Genomic DNA, 14,823 nt, shown 5'->3' on the forward strand with positions numbered 1-14,823 from the left:
CCCGGCACGCCCTTGTCCTCCCGCCCCTCCGTGACGAAGAACGTGAGCATGAGCATCGAGACCCCCCTGCTGACCTCCCTGCGTTCCCCGCGCGTCGTCGCCGCCCGCCGTCTGGCCAAGCGCAACCAGCGGAGCAAGGAGCGGCGTTTCCTGGCCGAGGGCCCGCAGGCCGTGCGGGAGGCGGTGGCGTTCGGGCGGCTGGCCGGCGGGGAGCACGCCGTGGTGGAGGTGTACCTGACCCAGGAGGCCGCCGAGCGGCACGCCGAGATCGTGACCACCGCGCGGGCCGAGGGGCTGCCGGTGCTGACGGCCACCGAGGAAGTGATCGCGGAGATCTGCGACACCGTCACCCCGCAGGGCATCGTCGCGCTGTGCCGGTTCATCGACACCCCGTTCGAGCAGGTGCTGGCGGCCCGGCCGAAGCTGGTCGCGGTGCTGGCGCACGTGCGCGACCCCGGGAACGCGGGCACCGTGCTGCGCACCGCGGACGCGGCGGGCGCGGACGCGGTGGTGCTGACCGACGCGTCGGTGGACCCGTACAACCCGAAGGCGGTGCGGGCGTCGGTGGGCAGCCTGTTCCACCTGCCGTTCGCCACCGGGGTGCCGGTCGAGGAGGCGGTGGCGCGGCTGCGGGAGGCCGGGGTGCGGGTGCTGGCCGCGGACGGCGCCGGGCAGCGCGACCTGGACCAGGAACTGGACGAGGGCACCCTTGAGGGGCCGTGCGCGTGGGTGTTCGGCAACGAGGCGTGGGGCCTGCCGGAGGAGACCCGGGAGCTGGCGGACGAGGTGGTGCGCGTCCCCATTCACGGGCACGCGGAGAGCTTGAATCTCGCCACGGCCGCCGCCGTGTGCCTGTACGCCTCCGCGCGCGCCCAACGCTCCCCCGGCGGGTGTCGCGGCACGGCCTGAGCGCGCTAGGGTCGGTCCTCAAAGCCGGTACGGGGCGGGGGAGGACACCCATGGGCGGCGACGACGGCTTGGCGACCCTGGATCCGGACGACCTGCCGGACGGGCTGGTGGTCGCGGACGGGCAGGGCAGGGTGGTGGTCTTCAACCGGGCCGCCGAACGGCTCACCGGCCGGTCCGCGCACTGGGCGATCGGCGTGGCGCTGGAGCAGGCGCTGCCGCTGGAGGACCTGGACGGGCGGCGCTGGTGGCAGCTGACCGACCCGTACGGGGGCCTGGCGGTGCGCAGCGGGCAGCCGGAGCGGAACCTGCTGCTGCCCGGCGGCCGCGAGGTGCTGGTGTGCGTCCGGTACGTGCGGGAGCGGCCGGGCGGGACGGTGCGGCGGGTGGTGGTGACGCTGCGCGGCACCGAGGCGCGCCGGCGCACCGAGCGCAGCCACGCCGAGCTGATCGCGACCGTCGCGCACGAGCTGCGGTCGCCGCTGACCAGCGTGAAGGGGTTCACGGCGACGCTGCTGGCGAAGTGGGAGCGCTTCAACGACGGTCAGAAGCGGGTGATGCTGGAGACCGTCGACGCGGACGCGGACCGGGTGACCCGGCTGATCGCGGAGCTGCTGGACATCTCGCGGATCGACGCGGGCCGGCTGGAGATCCGCCGGCAGCGCCTGGACCTGGCGGCGGCGGTGCGCCGGCACGTGGAGGGGAAGGTCGCGGCGGGCATCCCGCAGGAGCGGTTCGACATCCGGGTGGCGGGGCCGCTGGGCGAGCAGTGGGGCGACCCGGACAAGATCGACCAGGTGCTGGCGAACCTGCTGGAGAACGCGGTGCGGCACGGCGAGGGCACCGTGACGATCGAGCTGGGGCCGGCGCAGGACGTGGTGGAGGCCGCCGGTTCGCCGCCGCGGCCGATCGAGGGCACCGCCGTCACCGTCAGCGACCAGGGCACGGGCATCGCGGAGGAGGCGATGCCGAGGGTGTTCACCCGGTTCTGGCGGGGTTCCAAGCGCGGCGGGACGGGCCTCGGCCTGTACATCGTGAAGGGCATCGTGGAGGCGCACGGCGGGGTGATCCGGATCAGCCGGGCGGAGGGCGGCGGCGCCAGGTTCCGGTTCGTGCTGCCCGCGGGGATTCCCGACTTCATGCTGTGACCCCGACCTCCCGTGCCGGGGGCCCGCTGCGCGGTCGTCCAGCGTGGCCGGTCGCGGCCTGCGACTACACTCGACCCTTGGCGTTCTCGCGGACGCCCGGCGAGGCAGCAGACCTGATCACGAGCAGGAGCACGGGAAGCATAGAGATGTCGGCACCCAACAAGTCGTACGACCCGGTCGAGGTCGAGGCCCTCAAGCCCGAGGTGGTGGAACAGGCGCGGGACGAGGCGATCGCCGCCTTCGCCGCCGCCGCCGACCTCGACGAGCTCAAGCAGGCGAAGGTCGCGCACACCGGCGACCGTTCCCCGCTCTCGCTCGCCAACCGTGAGATCGGCGCGCTGCCCCCGCAGGCCAAGGCCGCGGCGGGCAAGCTGATCGGGCAGGCCCGCGGAGCGGTGAACCAGGCCCTCGCCAAGCGGCAGACCGAGCTGGAGGCGGAGCGCGACGCCCGGGTGCTGGTCGAGGAGGCGGTGGACGTCACGCTGCCCTACGGCCGTGTCCCGCGCGGCGCCCGGCACCCGCTGACCACGCTCGCCGAGCGCATCGAGGACACCTTCGTCGCGATGGGCTACCAGGTGGCGTCCGGCCCCGAGGTCGAGGCGGAGTGGCTGAACTTCGACGCCCTGAACCTGCACGCCGACCACCCGGCCCGCTCGATGCAGGACACCTTCTTCGTCGAGGCGCCCGACGGCACCGCCGACTCCGGCATGGTGCTGCGCACCCAGACCTCGCCGGTGCAGATCCGGGCGATGCTGGCCGGCGAGCCGCCGCTGTACGCGGTCAGCCCGGGCCGGGTGTACCGGACCGACGAGCTGGACGCCACGCACACCCCGGTGTTCCGCCAGGTCGAGGCGATCGCGGTGGACGAGGGCCTGACCTTCGGCCACCTGAAGGGCACCATCGAGGTGCTGGTGGAGAAGCTGATCGGCGGCGGCCTGGAGCTGCGCTGGCGGCCCTCGTACTTCCCGTTCACCGAGCCGAGCGCCGAGATCGACCTGCAGTGCTTCGTGTGCCGCGGCGCCTCGGTGGGCAACCCGGACCGTCCGTGCCGGACCTGCTCCTCGGAAGGCTGGATCGAGCTGGGCGGCTGCGGCGTGGTCAACCCCCGCGTGCTGGTCGCCGCGGGCATCGACCCGAACCGCTACAGCGGATTCGCGTTCGGCCTGGGCCTGGAGCGGATCCTGATGAACCGTCACAACGTCGCCGACATGCGCGACATGGTCGAGGGTGACGTCCGCTTCACCCTCCCGTTCGGGATGGAGATCTGATGCGCGTCCCGCTTTCCTGGCTGCGCGAGTACGTCGACCTGCCGGCGGGCGAGACCGGACGCGACGTCGCGGCCCGGCTGGTCCGCGCGGGTCTCGAGGTCGAGACGGTCGAGCAGCTCGGCACCGACATCAAGGGCCCGCTGGTGGTCGGCGAGGTCCTCTCCATCGAGGAGCTGCCCGGCTTCAAGAAGCCGATCCGGCACTGCTTCGTCAACGTGGGCGCCGCCAACGGCACCGGCGAGCCGCAGGAGATCGTCTGCGGCGCGACCAACTTCCGGGTCGGCGACAAGGTCGTGGTGATCCTGCCCGGCGGCGTGCTGCCCGGCCCGTTCCCGATCTCCGCCCGGCAGACCTACGGCCACACCTCGGCCGGCATGATCTGCTCCGCCCGCGAGCTGGGCATGGGCGACGACCACAACGGCATCATCGTGCTCCCGCCGGAGTACGAGGCCGGCACCGACGCGATCGAGCTGCTGCAGCTGGTCGACGAGGTGCTCGACATCGCCGTCACCCCGGACCGCGGCTACTGCCTGTCGATGCGCGGCGTGGCCCGGGAGGCCGCCGCCGCGTACGGCCTGCCGCTGGCCGACCCGGCGCTGCTGGACGTGCCGCCGGCGAACTCCTACGGCTACCTGGTGAAGGTCGCCGACCCGGTCGGTTGCGACCGCTTCGTGGCGCGCACCGTCACCGGCGTGAACCCGGGCGCGCAGTCGCCGATCTGGCTGCAGCGCCGCCTGCAGAAGTCCGGGATCCGCCCGATCTCGCTGGCCGTGGACATCACCAACTACGTGATGCTGGAGGTCGGCCAGCCGCTGCACGCGTACGACCGCGAGCGGGTGGACGGGCCGATCCAGGTCCGCCGTGCCGCCGAGGGCGAGACGCTGACCACGCTGGACGGCGTCAAGCGCAAGCTGTCCGCCGAGGACCTGCTGATCTGCGACAACTCCGGTCCGATCGGCCTGGCCGGTGTGATGGGCGGGGCGACCACCGAGATCCTGGAGCCGGTCACCGACCCGGAGACCGGCGTCGTCACCGGCACCACCGAGATCATCGTCGAGGCCGCGCACTTCGAGCCGGTCGCGATCGCGCGTTCCGCCAAGCGCCACAAGCTGCCCTCCGAGGCGTCCAAGCGCTTCGAGCGCGGCGTCGACCCGGAGGCCGCCCGGGCCGCCGCGCAGCGCGCCGTGGACCTGCTGGTGCTGATCGCCGGCGGCACCGCCGAGGCCGGGGTCACCGACATCGCCGCCCCGCGCCCGGTGCGCACCATCGCCATCGACGCCGGCCTGCCGGACCGGGTGGCGGGCGCCGAGTACGGCCGCGAGACGGTCACCCGCCGCCTGCAGGAGGTCGGCTGTTCGGTCGTCGGCGCGGACGTCCTGGAGGTCACGCCGCCGTCCTGGCGGCCCGACCTGACGGACCCGTACGACCTGGTCGAGGAGGTCGTCCGGCTGGAGGGCTACGACAACGTCCCCGCCCGGATGCCGGTCGTCCCGCCGGGCCGCGGCCTGAGCGAGGCGCAGCGCTTCCACCGCCGGGTGGGCGTGGCGCTGGCCGGCGCCGGCTACGTGGAGATCAACGCGTACCCGTTCGTCGGCGAGGCCGCGTTCGACGGTCTCGGCCTGGACGCGGACGACGCGCGCCGGCGCACCGTGAAGCTGGTCAACCCGCTGAACGACGCCGAGCCGGCGCTGCGCACCACGCTGCTGCCGGGTCTGCTGGGCGCGCTGCGCCGCAACGTGGGCCGCGGCAACACCGACCTGGCGCTGTTCGAGACGGGCACGGTGTTCCTGCCGAAGGCGGAGCCGAAGGTCGCGCCGCGGCTGCCGGTGGACCGCCGTCCGACCGAGGAGCAGCTCGCCGAGCTGAACGCGGCGCTGCCGGACCAGCCGCGTCGGGTCGCCGTCGCGCTGACCGGCGAGCGGCTGCCGTCGGGCTGGTGGGGCAAGGGCGCGCCGTCCGGCTGGGCGGACGCGATCGAGGCGGCCCGCACGGTCGCCGCGGCCGCGGGCGTGGAGCTGACGGTCCGCCAGGCGCAGTACGCGCCGTGGCACCCGGGCCGCTGCGCGGAGCTGCTGGTCGGCGAGGTCGTCGTCGGTCACGCCGGTGAGCTGCACCCGCGGGTCGTCAAGGCGCTGCACCTGCCGGAGCGCACCAGCGCGATGGAGCTCGACCTGGACCTGGTGTTCGAGGACGGCCGCCGGGTGTCCGGCCCGCCGGTCTCGTCGTACCCGGTGGCGACGCAGGACGTGGCGCTGATCGTGGACGCGGGCGTGCACGCGGCGGACGTGGAGTCGGCGCTGCGCGAGGGCGCGGGCGAACTGCTGGAGTCGCTGCGGCTGTTCGACGTGTTCACGGGCGAGCAGGCCGGTGCGGGCAGGAAGTCGCTGGCGTACACGCTGCGCTTCCGTGCCGCGGACCGGACGCTGACCGCGGACGAGGCGTCGGCGGCCCGCGAGTCGGCGGTCGCGGTGGCCGCGGAGCGCACCGGCGCGGTGCTGCGCGGAGCCTGACGGTACGACCGGAGCCCCGTCGCGCCCCGGACCTTCGGGTCCGGGTGGCGGCGGGGCTCCGTCGTGTCAGGGCGTCACTTGCAGTTGGCCTTCACCGCGGTGACGATCCGGTCGCCCTGCTGGGGGGTGAGGCCGCTCTTGAGTTCGGCGAACTTCGTGACGGCGGCCTGTCCGAGGCCCGCGCTGTCGCTGCTGGGCTTCTGGATCTCCTTGCAGAGCTCGGCGGCGGCGTCGATGGCCTTCTGCTGGTCGTCGATCAGGTGGGGGTCGATGTCCTTCAGCGCGCCGAGCATGGTGATCTCGGCATCGACGGCCTGGTCCCAGTTGTCGTCCTCGGAGGGGGCCGCGGTGGCGGCGGGCTTCTTGGCGTCGCTCTTGGAGCCGCCCGGGAAGTCGCACGAGCTGAGGGTGAGGGCGACACCGAGGGCCAGGCAGCCGAGGGCGGTTCGCGTGATGACGGATCGCATGGGGGACACTGTGCCAGACCGCCGGCGGACGGCGGGTCCGGTCCCGAAAAGGTGTGCGGGACGCCACGGTTGACGCTTCGGGCGGCCGTGCTGCTATGGTCCACCGGTCAGCCTTCGAACGCGCCCGCGGCAGCGTCGGAGGCTTTTTTCATGACTTCTGACACGGTGTGGGGTGCGGGGGACGAAGGTTCCGCCCGTCCGGTGGGCTACTCGGCGTTGCTGCGGCAGCGGGAGTTCGCCGGGTTGTACGCGAGTTTCTCGCTGACGGCGGCGGCAGGGACGCTGTCGGGTTTCGCGCTGGGTTCGCTGGTGCAGGCGCGGACCGGGTCGCCGCTGCTGACGGCGCTGAGCATGTTCGGGTCGTCGTTCGCGGCGGTGGCGGGCGCGGTGACGCTGATGTCGGTCGCGGACGGCGGCCGGCCGCGGCGGACGCTGGTGGCGCTGCACGGCCTGTCGCTGGCGGCGGTGGCGGCGCAGGCCGTGCCGGGGCTGCCGTTGGCGGCGCGGTTCGGGCTGCTGCTGGTGGTGGGGTTCTTCCAGTCGCTGGGCACGGGGGCGCGGATGGGGCTGCTGGCGGAGATCGTTCCGGCCTCCGGGTACGCGCCGGCCAGGTCGCTGATGAACATCACGGCGGGCGGCGCCTCGGTGCTCGGGTTCGGGCTCGGCGGGGCGCTGCTGGCGGTGCTGAGCCCGTATCAGGTGTTCGGCCTCGCCGGGGTGTTGGCGGCCGCGGCGACGATCGTGGTGGCGGCGACGGTGCGGGAGCGTTCGGTGCGGGCGGCGCGCCGGCCGGGGGTGCGGGAGACCTGGCGGGGCAACGCGGCGCTGCTGGGCCGGCCCGGGCGGCGGGCGCTGCTGCTGAACCTGTGGGTGCCGAACGGGCTGGTGGTGGGCTGCGAGGCGCTGTTCCTGCCGTACGCGCCGGGCTGGGCGGGCGTGCTGCTGGCGGCGGGTTCGGCGGGGCTGCTGCTGGGCGACCTGGTGGTGGGCCGGCTGCTGGACGAGGCCGGGCGGGCGCGCTGGGCGTATCCGCTGCGGCTGCTGCTGGCGGGGCCGTTCCTGCTGTTCGCGCTGCATCCGCCGGTGGTGGTGGCGGTGTGCGCGGCGGGTGCGGCCGGGGCGGGGTTCGCGGCGACGCTGCCGCTCCAGGAACGGCTGCTGGCGTTGACGCCGGACGCGGAGCGCGGCCAGGTGCAGGGCGTGGAGTCGGCGGGGCGGATCACCTGGCAGGGCGTCGGCGCGGCACTCGGCGGTGCGCTCGCCCAACTCCTGGAGCCGGGTTGGGCGATCGCGGTGCTGGCGGCGCTCTCGCTGGCGGTGACGGCGGCCTCCCGCCGGGCGGTGCGGCGGGAGGCCGGGGCCGTCACAGCGGGCGGTGCATGATGTGCAGTCCGACCGGGCCGTGCACGGGGTGGCGGAAGCCCTCGGGGACGGTGCCGAGGACGCGGAAGCCGAGGGACTCGTACAGGTGCACGGCGGGTGCGTTGGTGGCGACCACGGCGTTGAACTGCATGGCGTGGAAGCCCTGTTGGCGGGCCCATCGGAGGGCGTGCTCGCACAGGGCGCGGCCGGTGCCGCGGCCGGTGCGGTCGGGGTCGACCATGAAACTGGCACTGGCGATGTGCGCGCCGTTGCCCCACTGGTTGTTGTTCATCTTGGCGGTGCCCAGGACCGTGCCGTCCTCGTCGACGGCGACGACGGTGCGGTTGGGGGCGGCGAGCAGCCACCAGTCGCGGGCGGTGTCGGCGGCGAGGTCGACCGGGTAGGTGAACGTCTCGCCGGCGCGGACGATGCGGTGGAAGAACGGCCAAATGGCCGGCCAGTCCTCGGGGGTGGCGTCGCGAATCATCATCCGGTCCAGCCTGGCGGGCCGGGCAGCGGTGGGCCAGCGGTTTTTCGCCGCATCTTTTGGCGAGTACCCGTCGGATGCGGTCGGACGTCTTGCGGGGCTGCGCGGCGGACGCTTCAATCCCTGTTAGGAAACTTTCCTAACCCTCTCCTGCGGGTACCCTCATGCCCGCAGCCGGCCGACGGAGCGTCAGATGCAGACCAAGCACCGCACCACCCGCGCCGCCCTCGCGATCCTGTTCGCCGCCCTCCCGCTCACCCTGGCCGCCGCCGGGACGGGCACCGCCGCCGCGGCGTCCGTCGGCCTGGACGACGCCCACAAGAAGGAGATCGCCATGGAGCTGGTCTCCTCGGCGGAGAACTCCTCGCTCGACTGGAAGGCCCAGTACAAGTACATCGAGGACATCGGCGACGGCCGCGGCTACACCGCCGGGATCATCGGCTTCTGCTCCGGCACCGGCGACATGCTGGACCTGGTGCAGCACTACGCCGACCTGAAGCCCGGCAACGTGCTGGCGAAGTACCTGCCCGCGCTGAAGAAGGTCAACGGCAGCGACTCGCACTCCGGCCTCGGCACCGCCTTCGTCAACGACTGGAAGACCGCCGCCAAGGACACCGTCTTCCAGACCGCGCAGAACGACGAGCGCGACCGGGTGTACTTCAACCCGTCGGTCAAGCAGGCCAAGTCGGACGGGCTGCGGGCGCTCGGCCAGTTCGTCTACTACGACGCCATCGTCATGCACGGCCCCGGCAACAGCTCCGACTCCTTCGGCGGCATCCGCGCGGCCGCCATGAAGAAGGCCAAGACGCCCGCCCAGGGCGGCGACGAGGCGACCTACCTGAACGCCTTCCTGGACGCCCGCAAGGTGATCATGAAGCAGGAGGAGGCGCACGCCGACACCAGCCGGGTCGACACCGAGCAGCGGGTGTTCCTGAACGCCAAGAACTTCGACCTCAACCCGCCGCTGAAGTGGAAGGTCTACGGCGACCCGTACCAGATCAACAGCTGACCGGCCGCCCGCGGCGGCGCCCGGCTCCCGCTCCGTGCGGGGCCGGGCGCCACGGCGTTGTCGATCGTTCGTCAACACACGTGCTGCGCACCGTTATTACAACTCGGACACAATCGGGTCGCCGCGCCCCGGTCGGTCGATAGCCTCGGCCTCGACCCGCGCCCGTTTCCGAGGGGGAGCCATGCGCATCCGAGCGACCGTCACCGCCGCCTGCCTGGCCGCCGTCCTCGCGGCGGGCGGCTGCGCACCGGCCGCCGACAGGTACGGCCTGGCGTTCGACTCCGACCGGGGCAGCGGCGACGTCGAACTGACCGCCTGCGGCGTCGACGACCAACTGCACTGGCCCGCCGCCACCGTCAGGATCACCAACCACTCCGCCACCACCAGCAACTACGTGGTGCAGGTCGCCTTCCTCGACCGCGCCGGCCGCCAGGTCACCGAGGGCGTCGCCGCCGCCAGCACCCTCGCCCCCGCGCAGGACGCCCTCGAACAGGCCCAGGGCACCGCCGACCCGGGCGGCCCGGTCAGCTGCCGGGTCGTCGACATCGCCCGCTACGCCACCCCCTGAAACGCCTCCGGCCGCCCCCCGCGCGAAGCAGGGGACGGCCGACGGGCGGTGACGGAGGGTCAGGCCGTGTAGTCGTAGAAGCCGCGGCCGGACTTGCGGCCCAGCAGGCCCGCGTCCACCATCCGCGACAGCAGCGGCGGCGCCGCGTACAGCGGCTCCTTGTACTCCTCGTACATCGACTCGGCGATCGACACGATGGTGTCCAGGCCGATCAGGTCGCACAGCCGCAGCGGGCCCATCGGGTGGGCGCAGCCGGCCTCCATGCCCTTGTCGATGTCCGCGGCCGTCGCCACGCCCGTCTCGAACATCCGCACCGCCGACAGCAGGTACGGCACCAGCAGCGCGTTGACCACGAAACCGGCCCGGTCGCGGGCCCGGATCGGCTCCTTGCCGAGCGCCTCGACGGCGAACTGCTCGGCCCGGGCGGTGGTCTCCGCCGAGGTGGTCAGCGTCGGGATGACCTCGACCAGCTTCTGCACCGGCGCCGGGTTGAAGAAGTGCAGGCCGATGACCTGCTCCGGGCGGCTGGTCGCCGCCGCCAGCTTCACGATCGGGATCGAGGAGGTGTTCGACGCCAGGATCGCGTCCCGGCGGGCCACCACCTGGTCCAGCGTCTGGAAGATCTTGACCTTGATGTCCTCGCGCTCCGCGACCGCCTCGACCACCAGGTCCCGGTCGTGGAAGTCCGCCAGGTCGGTGGTGAACGCCAGCCGCGACAGCGCCTCGTCGCGCTGCTCCTCGGTCAGCTTGCCGCGCCGAACAGCGGTCTCCAGCGAGTTGGTCAGCCTGGTCCGGCCGAGCTCCAGCGCCTCGCCACTGGCCTCCGAGACCAGCACGTCCAGGCCGGAACGGGCGAAGACCTCGGCGATGCCCGACCCCATGAGGCCGCAGCCGACTACTCCGACGCGCGCGATGTCACTCACTCAGATGCCCTTCACGTGGAGCTGGGGGTCACCCAGCCGGTGGTGTCACGGCCGCCACGCCCCGGTCGGGGCCGGACGGTCCGCCCGGACGACGGTACTACCTGCCTTAACGCTCGTTCACCTCGGACCGGTCCCGGCAGCTATCACCCGAACGGGTGAGTCTCGGCGGGTGCGCCCGCCCCCGCCCCGCGGCCGGGACCAGAATGCGAACGTCCAGCCGCAGGAGGGAGCAGGCAGATGGGATCCGGATCACTCGACGGTCAGGTCGGACTGGTCACCGGCGCCGGGCGGGGCATCGGACGGGAGATCGCCATCGGCCTCGCCGCCGAAGGCATGGCCGTCGCCCTGATCGGCCGCACCCGGCAGACGCTGATCGACACCCTCAAGGAGTGCGTCCACCACGGTGCGCGCGGCGTCGCCGTCACCGCCGACGTCAACAACCCCGGTGCCGTCCGCGAAGCCGTCCGCGCCGTCGAACGCGACCTCGGCCCCGTCGACCTGCTGGTCAACAACGCCGGGCAGATCGACCGCGCCGAAGCCCCGATCTGGGAGACCGACCCCGTCCAGTGGTGGCAGGTCGTCGAGACCAACCTGCGCGGCCCCTACAACCTGCTGCGCCACGTCCTGCCCGGCATGGTGGAACGCGGCCGCGGCCGCGTCGTCAACCTCAACAGCGGCTTCGCGCTCCGCCCCGACGGCCGCTACACCGCGTACGCCACCTCCAAGGGCGCGCTGCTGCGGCTGTCCGACAACATCGCCGACTCGGTCGCGCCGCACGGCATCGTGGTGCTCGACATCAGCCCCGGCGCCGTCGAGACCGACATGACCGCCGACCTGCCGATGTTCCGCGGCAAGAAGGACTGGGCCTCCCTCGCCTACATGGTCGCCGTCACCGTGGAGGCCGCCCGCGGCCGCTTCGACGCCCTGCACGGCCGCTTCCTGCACGCCGAACGCGACAACCTGGAGACCCTGGTCGGCTCCGCCGAGGCCATCCGCGCCGCCGACGCGCGCACGCTGCGCCTGCGGCCGTACGGGCCGGACGATCCGATGATCTGACGGTCAGTCGGTTATGCGGTGGTGGAGGTCGAGCAGGGCGGCGAGGTCGGCCTCGGGGAGCGAGCCCGCCGCGCGGCCCTCGCGGGCGAACGCCCCCGACAGCTGCTGCAGGGCGGAGTTGAGCGGCGTCGGCACGTCGTGCAGGCGGCCGAGCAGCACGATCTCGCCGTTCAGCCAGTCCGTCTCGATGTCGCCGGTGCCGCGGGTCAGGCTCTGCCAGGACGAGCCGCCGCCGCGCTCGACGCCCGCCAGCGGCATCAGCGTCACCCGGTCGCCGCGCCGGGCCCGCTGCTCCTCCGCCGACGGGTACTCGATCCCCGCGGCCGCCAGCACCGCCCGGCCCTCCTCCTGGACGCGCTCCCACAGCGCCGTCCGCAGCTCGCCGTCGATCGGGCCGCCGACCGCCTCCAGCGCGTTGCCGAGGTTGCTCAGCAGCTTCGCGTACTTCCACTCCATCACCCGGTCGGTCACCGGCGCGTCGAAGAACGAGGCGGTGAGGTCGGCCGAGAGCTGCTCCACCAGGCTGTCCGTCCCCTGCGGGTAGCGGCCCACGTGCAGCACGCCCGAGCGCGGCGCGCCCGCCGCCGAGACCCGGCCCGGCTCCAGGTGCGTGCACGGCAGCCAGACGCGCATCCCGTACACCCGGGCGAAGCGGCGCAGCGCGAGCCGCTCGTTCTCCACGCCGTTCTGCGCGCACACCAGCGGCAGCCGCTCACCGGCCGTGCCGCCGCCCGCGACCGGGCGGGGCGCCCACTGGTCGAGCAGCGCGGTCGAATGCTGGGTCTTCACCGTCAGCACCAGCACGTCGTCCGGCCGGAGGTCGATCTCCTCCGGCCCGCCGATCGCCGGGACGGGCAGCAGCCGTGCGCCGTCCGGGGTGGTCAGGTGCAGGCCGTCCTTGCGCAGCGCCGCGAGGTGCGGGCCGCGGGCGACCAGGACCACGTCGTGGCCGCTCTGGTGGAGACGTCCGCCGATGGTGCCGCCGACCGCGCCGGCGCCGAGGAAGAGGTAGCGCATGGGGTCGAGCATCGCACGGGCGAGGGCCGGGAGTTGAGGGCGGATCGGAAACGGGGGCGCGGGTCTGCTGCGGGCAGAGCGGCGGGGGCGGGCCGCTGGGGGCAGAGCGGCGGCGGGCGGGCCGCTGGGGCAGAGCCGCGGCGGGCGGGGCCAGCGGCGGCGGGTGGGGCTGGTGGGCCGGGAAGGGGGCTGCTACGAGCAGAGTTCGGAGGCCGTCACCGCGTGCAGGCCCTTGGCGTCCAGGCCGTCGAGGATGGCGGGCAGGGCCGCCACCGTGCCCTGGTGGCCCATGTGGAGGGCGACCACGGAACCGGCCGCCGCGGACTTCAGCACCCGCCTGGTGACGGTGTCCGCGCCCGGGTCGGTGTAGTCCAGCGGATCTATGTCGAACGAGAGTATGTGCTGGTAGCCGACCTGCTGGGCCTGGTCCTTCACCATCTGCGTCGCGTACTGCGCGGCCGAGGGCCGGAACCAGCGGCCCATCGACCCGGTCAGGCGCTCCAGTCGCTGGGCGCACTGGGCTATCTCCTCGCGCGCCTGGTCCGGACGCATCGCGGATATGTCCAGGTGGTTCTGGGTGTGATTGCCCAGCTCGTGACCGCCGTCGAGGATCCGCCGCGCCATCTGCGGCTGCTCGTCCAGCCAACTGCCCACCACCAGCACGGTCAGCCGCGCCCCGCGCTGCTCGGCCGCCGTCAGCAGCGCCGTCGCGACCGCCGGGTCGCCCTGCCCGTGGAACGTCAGGGCGAGCTGCGGGCGGCTGTGCGGGCCCGTCACCACCTCCAGCGGGGTGTCCGGGGCGAGCGGCGGCTGCGACGGCGCGGACTCTCCGGCGGACGGTTCGGACCCCTCGGGGGACGGACCCGAGCCCGGGTCCGGGCCCGGATTCGTGCCCGGGTCCGGGTTCGGGTCCGGGCGCTCGGCGAGGTGGGAGGGCTGCGAGCGGGCCGCGACGGAGGCGTCCCCGCGCCGGTCGCCGCCGGTGGCGGCGCTGCACGTGGCGGTGAGGCCCACGGTGGCGGTGAACGCGGCCAGGCGGGCGGAGGAACGCAGAACACTGCGGCGGTCGAGTGTCATCGCGGCCACCCTATGCGGACCCTTCGGCGACGCGACACCGGCCAACGGCCGGACGAGTGGGGCCCCGCCGCCTCAGGCCGGATCGGTGCGGCCCGGACCGAGGACGAGGGCGGCGGTGACCAGCGTGGCGCCGACCAACTGGAGCGGAGTGGGGGCGGTGGAGGTGAGAACCGCGCCCGACAGGGTGGCCGTGAGCGGGATCAGACCACCGAACAGGCCGGCGTGCTCCGGGGCGAGACGGCTCAGCGCCGAGTACCAGAGCAGGAAGGCGACACACGTCATCAGCAGCGACAGGAACAGCAGGGCCAGCAACTCGGCGAGGGTCGGCAGGCGCAGGGGAGTGGGGCCGACCGCGGCCGTCACGGCGAACATCGGCACCGCGAGCGCCGTGGTGTACGCCGAGACCCGGACCGGCCCCAGGCGGGGCAGCAACGGCACCGCGAGCAGCGAGAACGCGGCCTCGCAGAGCAGCGTCCCGGCCGCGCACACCAGGCCGACCGCGTCCCCCGAGCCGAAACCCTGAGTGAGCGCCGCCCCGACCACGACCAGCCCCGCCGCCACCAGCAGCCGGACGGCCGGCCGCCGACGGGCCAGCAGCGGCCCGAGAACCCCCAGCAGGAGCGGCGTGCAGCCGACGATGCTGCCGACCACGGCCGGGTCGGTGTGCCGCAACGCGGTGATCATCAGCAGGTTGAACGCGAAGAGGCCGGTTGCGGCGAGAGCGAGCAGGAGCGCTGCGTCGCGGACTGTCAGGCGGGTGAAGAGCTTCTTCTGACGGCGGGCCAGGGGAAGGAGCACCGCGGCGGCGATCGCGTAGCGGAGGGCCTGGCCGGCGGCGACCGGGTACGAGGAGAAGGTGGCAGTGACGCCGGTGGAGCAGCCGAGAAGGGTCATGGCGGCGGCGGCCTGCAAGGTGCCTGCGGCGCGAGCGGGAGCGGGTGCGGCGGTCGTGGTGGACATGAGGGCGACGCTAGGAGGGAAGTGGTTCGGATCCCAGGGCCACTGACGGGCTGCTGGAGAGGACC

Annotated in this window: 14 protein-coding genes; 8 read left to right on the plus strand and 6 right to left on the minus strand. The window is 73.6% G+C overall.

The genetic code is table 11. The annotated features are described in order from the left end of the window. The first annotated feature begins 54 nt into the window (after positions 1-54). The 4 genes from CG736_RS33770 to pheT all read left to right on the plus strand — a co-directional run bounded on the left by CG736_RS33770 (position 55) and on the right by pheT (position 5,832). Positions 55-909: an RNA methyltransferase gene (locus tag CG736_RS33770; protein ID WP_043909513.1), complete on the plus strand. Its 855-nt coding sequence runs from the start codon at positions 55-57 to the stop codon at positions 907-909. A 50-nt stretch (positions 910-959) separates the two neighbouring features. Further along, entirely contained in the window at positions 960-2,054 is a 1,095-nt protein-coding gene (locus tag CG736_RS33775; RefSeq protein ID WP_100589938.1) for an ATP-binding protein, read from the plus strand. Positions 2,055-2,200: 146 nt separating this feature from the next. Next, a complete protein-coding gene (gene pheS / locus CG736_RS33780; protein ID WP_100589939.1) occupies positions 2,201-3,322 on the plus strand; it encodes a phenylalanine--tRNA ligase subunit alpha in 1,122 nt (373 codons plus the stop codon). After that, complete coding sequence (gene pheT, locus CG736_RS33785) at positions 3,322-5,832, plus strand: phenylalanine--tRNA ligase subunit beta (RefSeq protein ID WP_100589940.1); 2,511 nt, start codon at positions 3,322-3,324, stop codon at positions 5,830-5,832. Before pheS ends, pheT begins: the two co-directional genes overlap by 1 nt. Positions 5,833-5,906: 74 nt before the next feature. Here pheT and CG736_RS33790 read toward each other — a convergent pair whose 3' ends face one another. Continuing rightward, complete coding sequence (locus tag CG736_RS33790; protein ID WP_100589941.1) at positions 5,907-6,299, minus strand: hypothetical protein; 393 nt, start codon at positions 6,297-6,299, stop codon at positions 5,907-5,909. Between the two features lie 150 nt (positions 6,300-6,449). On the opposite strand from CG736_RS33790, the gene CG736_RS33795 reads away from it, so the two are divergent. Continuing rightward, on the plus strand, positions 6,450-7,682 hold the full coding sequence (locus CG736_RS33795; protein WP_100589942.1) for a hypothetical protein: 1,233 nt from the start codon (positions 6,450-6,452) through the stop codon (positions 7,680-7,682). Here the strand turns inward: CG736_RS33795 and CG736_RS33800 are convergent. Beyond that, positions 7,663-8,151, minus strand: coding sequence for a GNAT family N-acetyltransferase (locus CG736_RS33800; protein WP_100589943.1), 489 nt, complete (start codon positions 8,149-8,151; stop codon positions 7,663-7,665). The two genes, CG736_RS33795 and CG736_RS33800, sit on opposite strands and share 20 nt — an antisense overlap. Positions 8,152-8,341: 190 nt before the next feature. Between CG736_RS33800 and CG736_RS33805 the strand changes: the two genes are divergently transcribed. Then, positions 8,342-9,157 carry a chitosanase gene (locus CG736_RS33805; protein ID WP_100589944.1) on the plus strand — a complete coding sequence of 272 codons (816 nt, stop codon included), beginning with the start codon at positions 8,342-8,344 and terminating at the stop codon, positions 9,155-9,157. 181 nt (positions 9,158-9,338) lie between these two features. After that, positions 9,339-9,725, plus strand: a complete 387-nt coding sequence (locus CG736_RS33810) for a hypothetical protein (RefSeq protein ID WP_100589945.1) — start codon at positions 9,339-9,341, stop codon at positions 9,723-9,725. Between the two features lie 59 nt (positions 9,726-9,784). Here the strand turns inward: CG736_RS33810 and CG736_RS33815 are convergent, their stop codons facing one another. Further along, entirely contained in the window at positions 9,785-10,648 is an 864-nt protein-coding gene (locus CG736_RS33815) for a 3-hydroxybutyryl-CoA dehydrogenase (protein WP_100589946.1), read from the minus strand. Between the two features lie 237 nt (positions 10,649-10,885). Between CG736_RS33815 and CG736_RS33820 the strand changes: the two genes are divergently transcribed. Beyond that, positions 10,886-11,704: an SDR family NAD(P)-dependent oxidoreductase gene (locus CG736_RS33820; protein ID WP_100589947.1), complete on the plus strand. Its 819-nt coding sequence runs from the start codon at positions 10,886-10,888 to the stop codon at positions 11,702-11,704. A gap of 3 nt (positions 11,705-11,707) precedes the next feature. On the opposite strand, the gene CG736_RS33825 is transcribed toward CG736_RS33820, so the two are convergent. From CG736_RS33825 to CG736_RS33835, 3 genes are all read right to left on the minus strand, one after another. Beyond that, complete coding sequence (locus tag CG736_RS33825) at positions 11,708-12,721, minus strand: ketopantoate reductase family protein (RefSeq protein ID WP_100590004.1); 1,014 nt, start codon at positions 12,719-12,721, stop codon at positions 11,708-11,710. Positions 12,722-12,913: 192 nt separating this feature from the next. After that, positions 12,914-13,798, minus strand: coding sequence for a polysaccharide deacetylase family protein (locus CG736_RS33830; protein ID WP_232734362.1), 885 nt, complete (start codon positions 13,796-13,798; stop codon positions 12,914-12,916). 72 nt (positions 13,799-13,870) lie between these two features. Next, entirely contained in the window at positions 13,871-14,758 is an 888-nt protein-coding gene (locus CG736_RS33835; protein WP_157815836.1) for a DMT family transporter, read from the minus strand. Positions 14,759-14,823 lie beyond the last annotated feature (65 nt).

Source organism: Kitasatospora sp. CB02891, from assembly GCF_002803145.1.
Taxonomy (GTDB): Bacteria; Actinomycetota; Actinomycetes; order Streptomycetales; family Streptomycetaceae; genus Kitasatospora; species Kitasatospora griseola.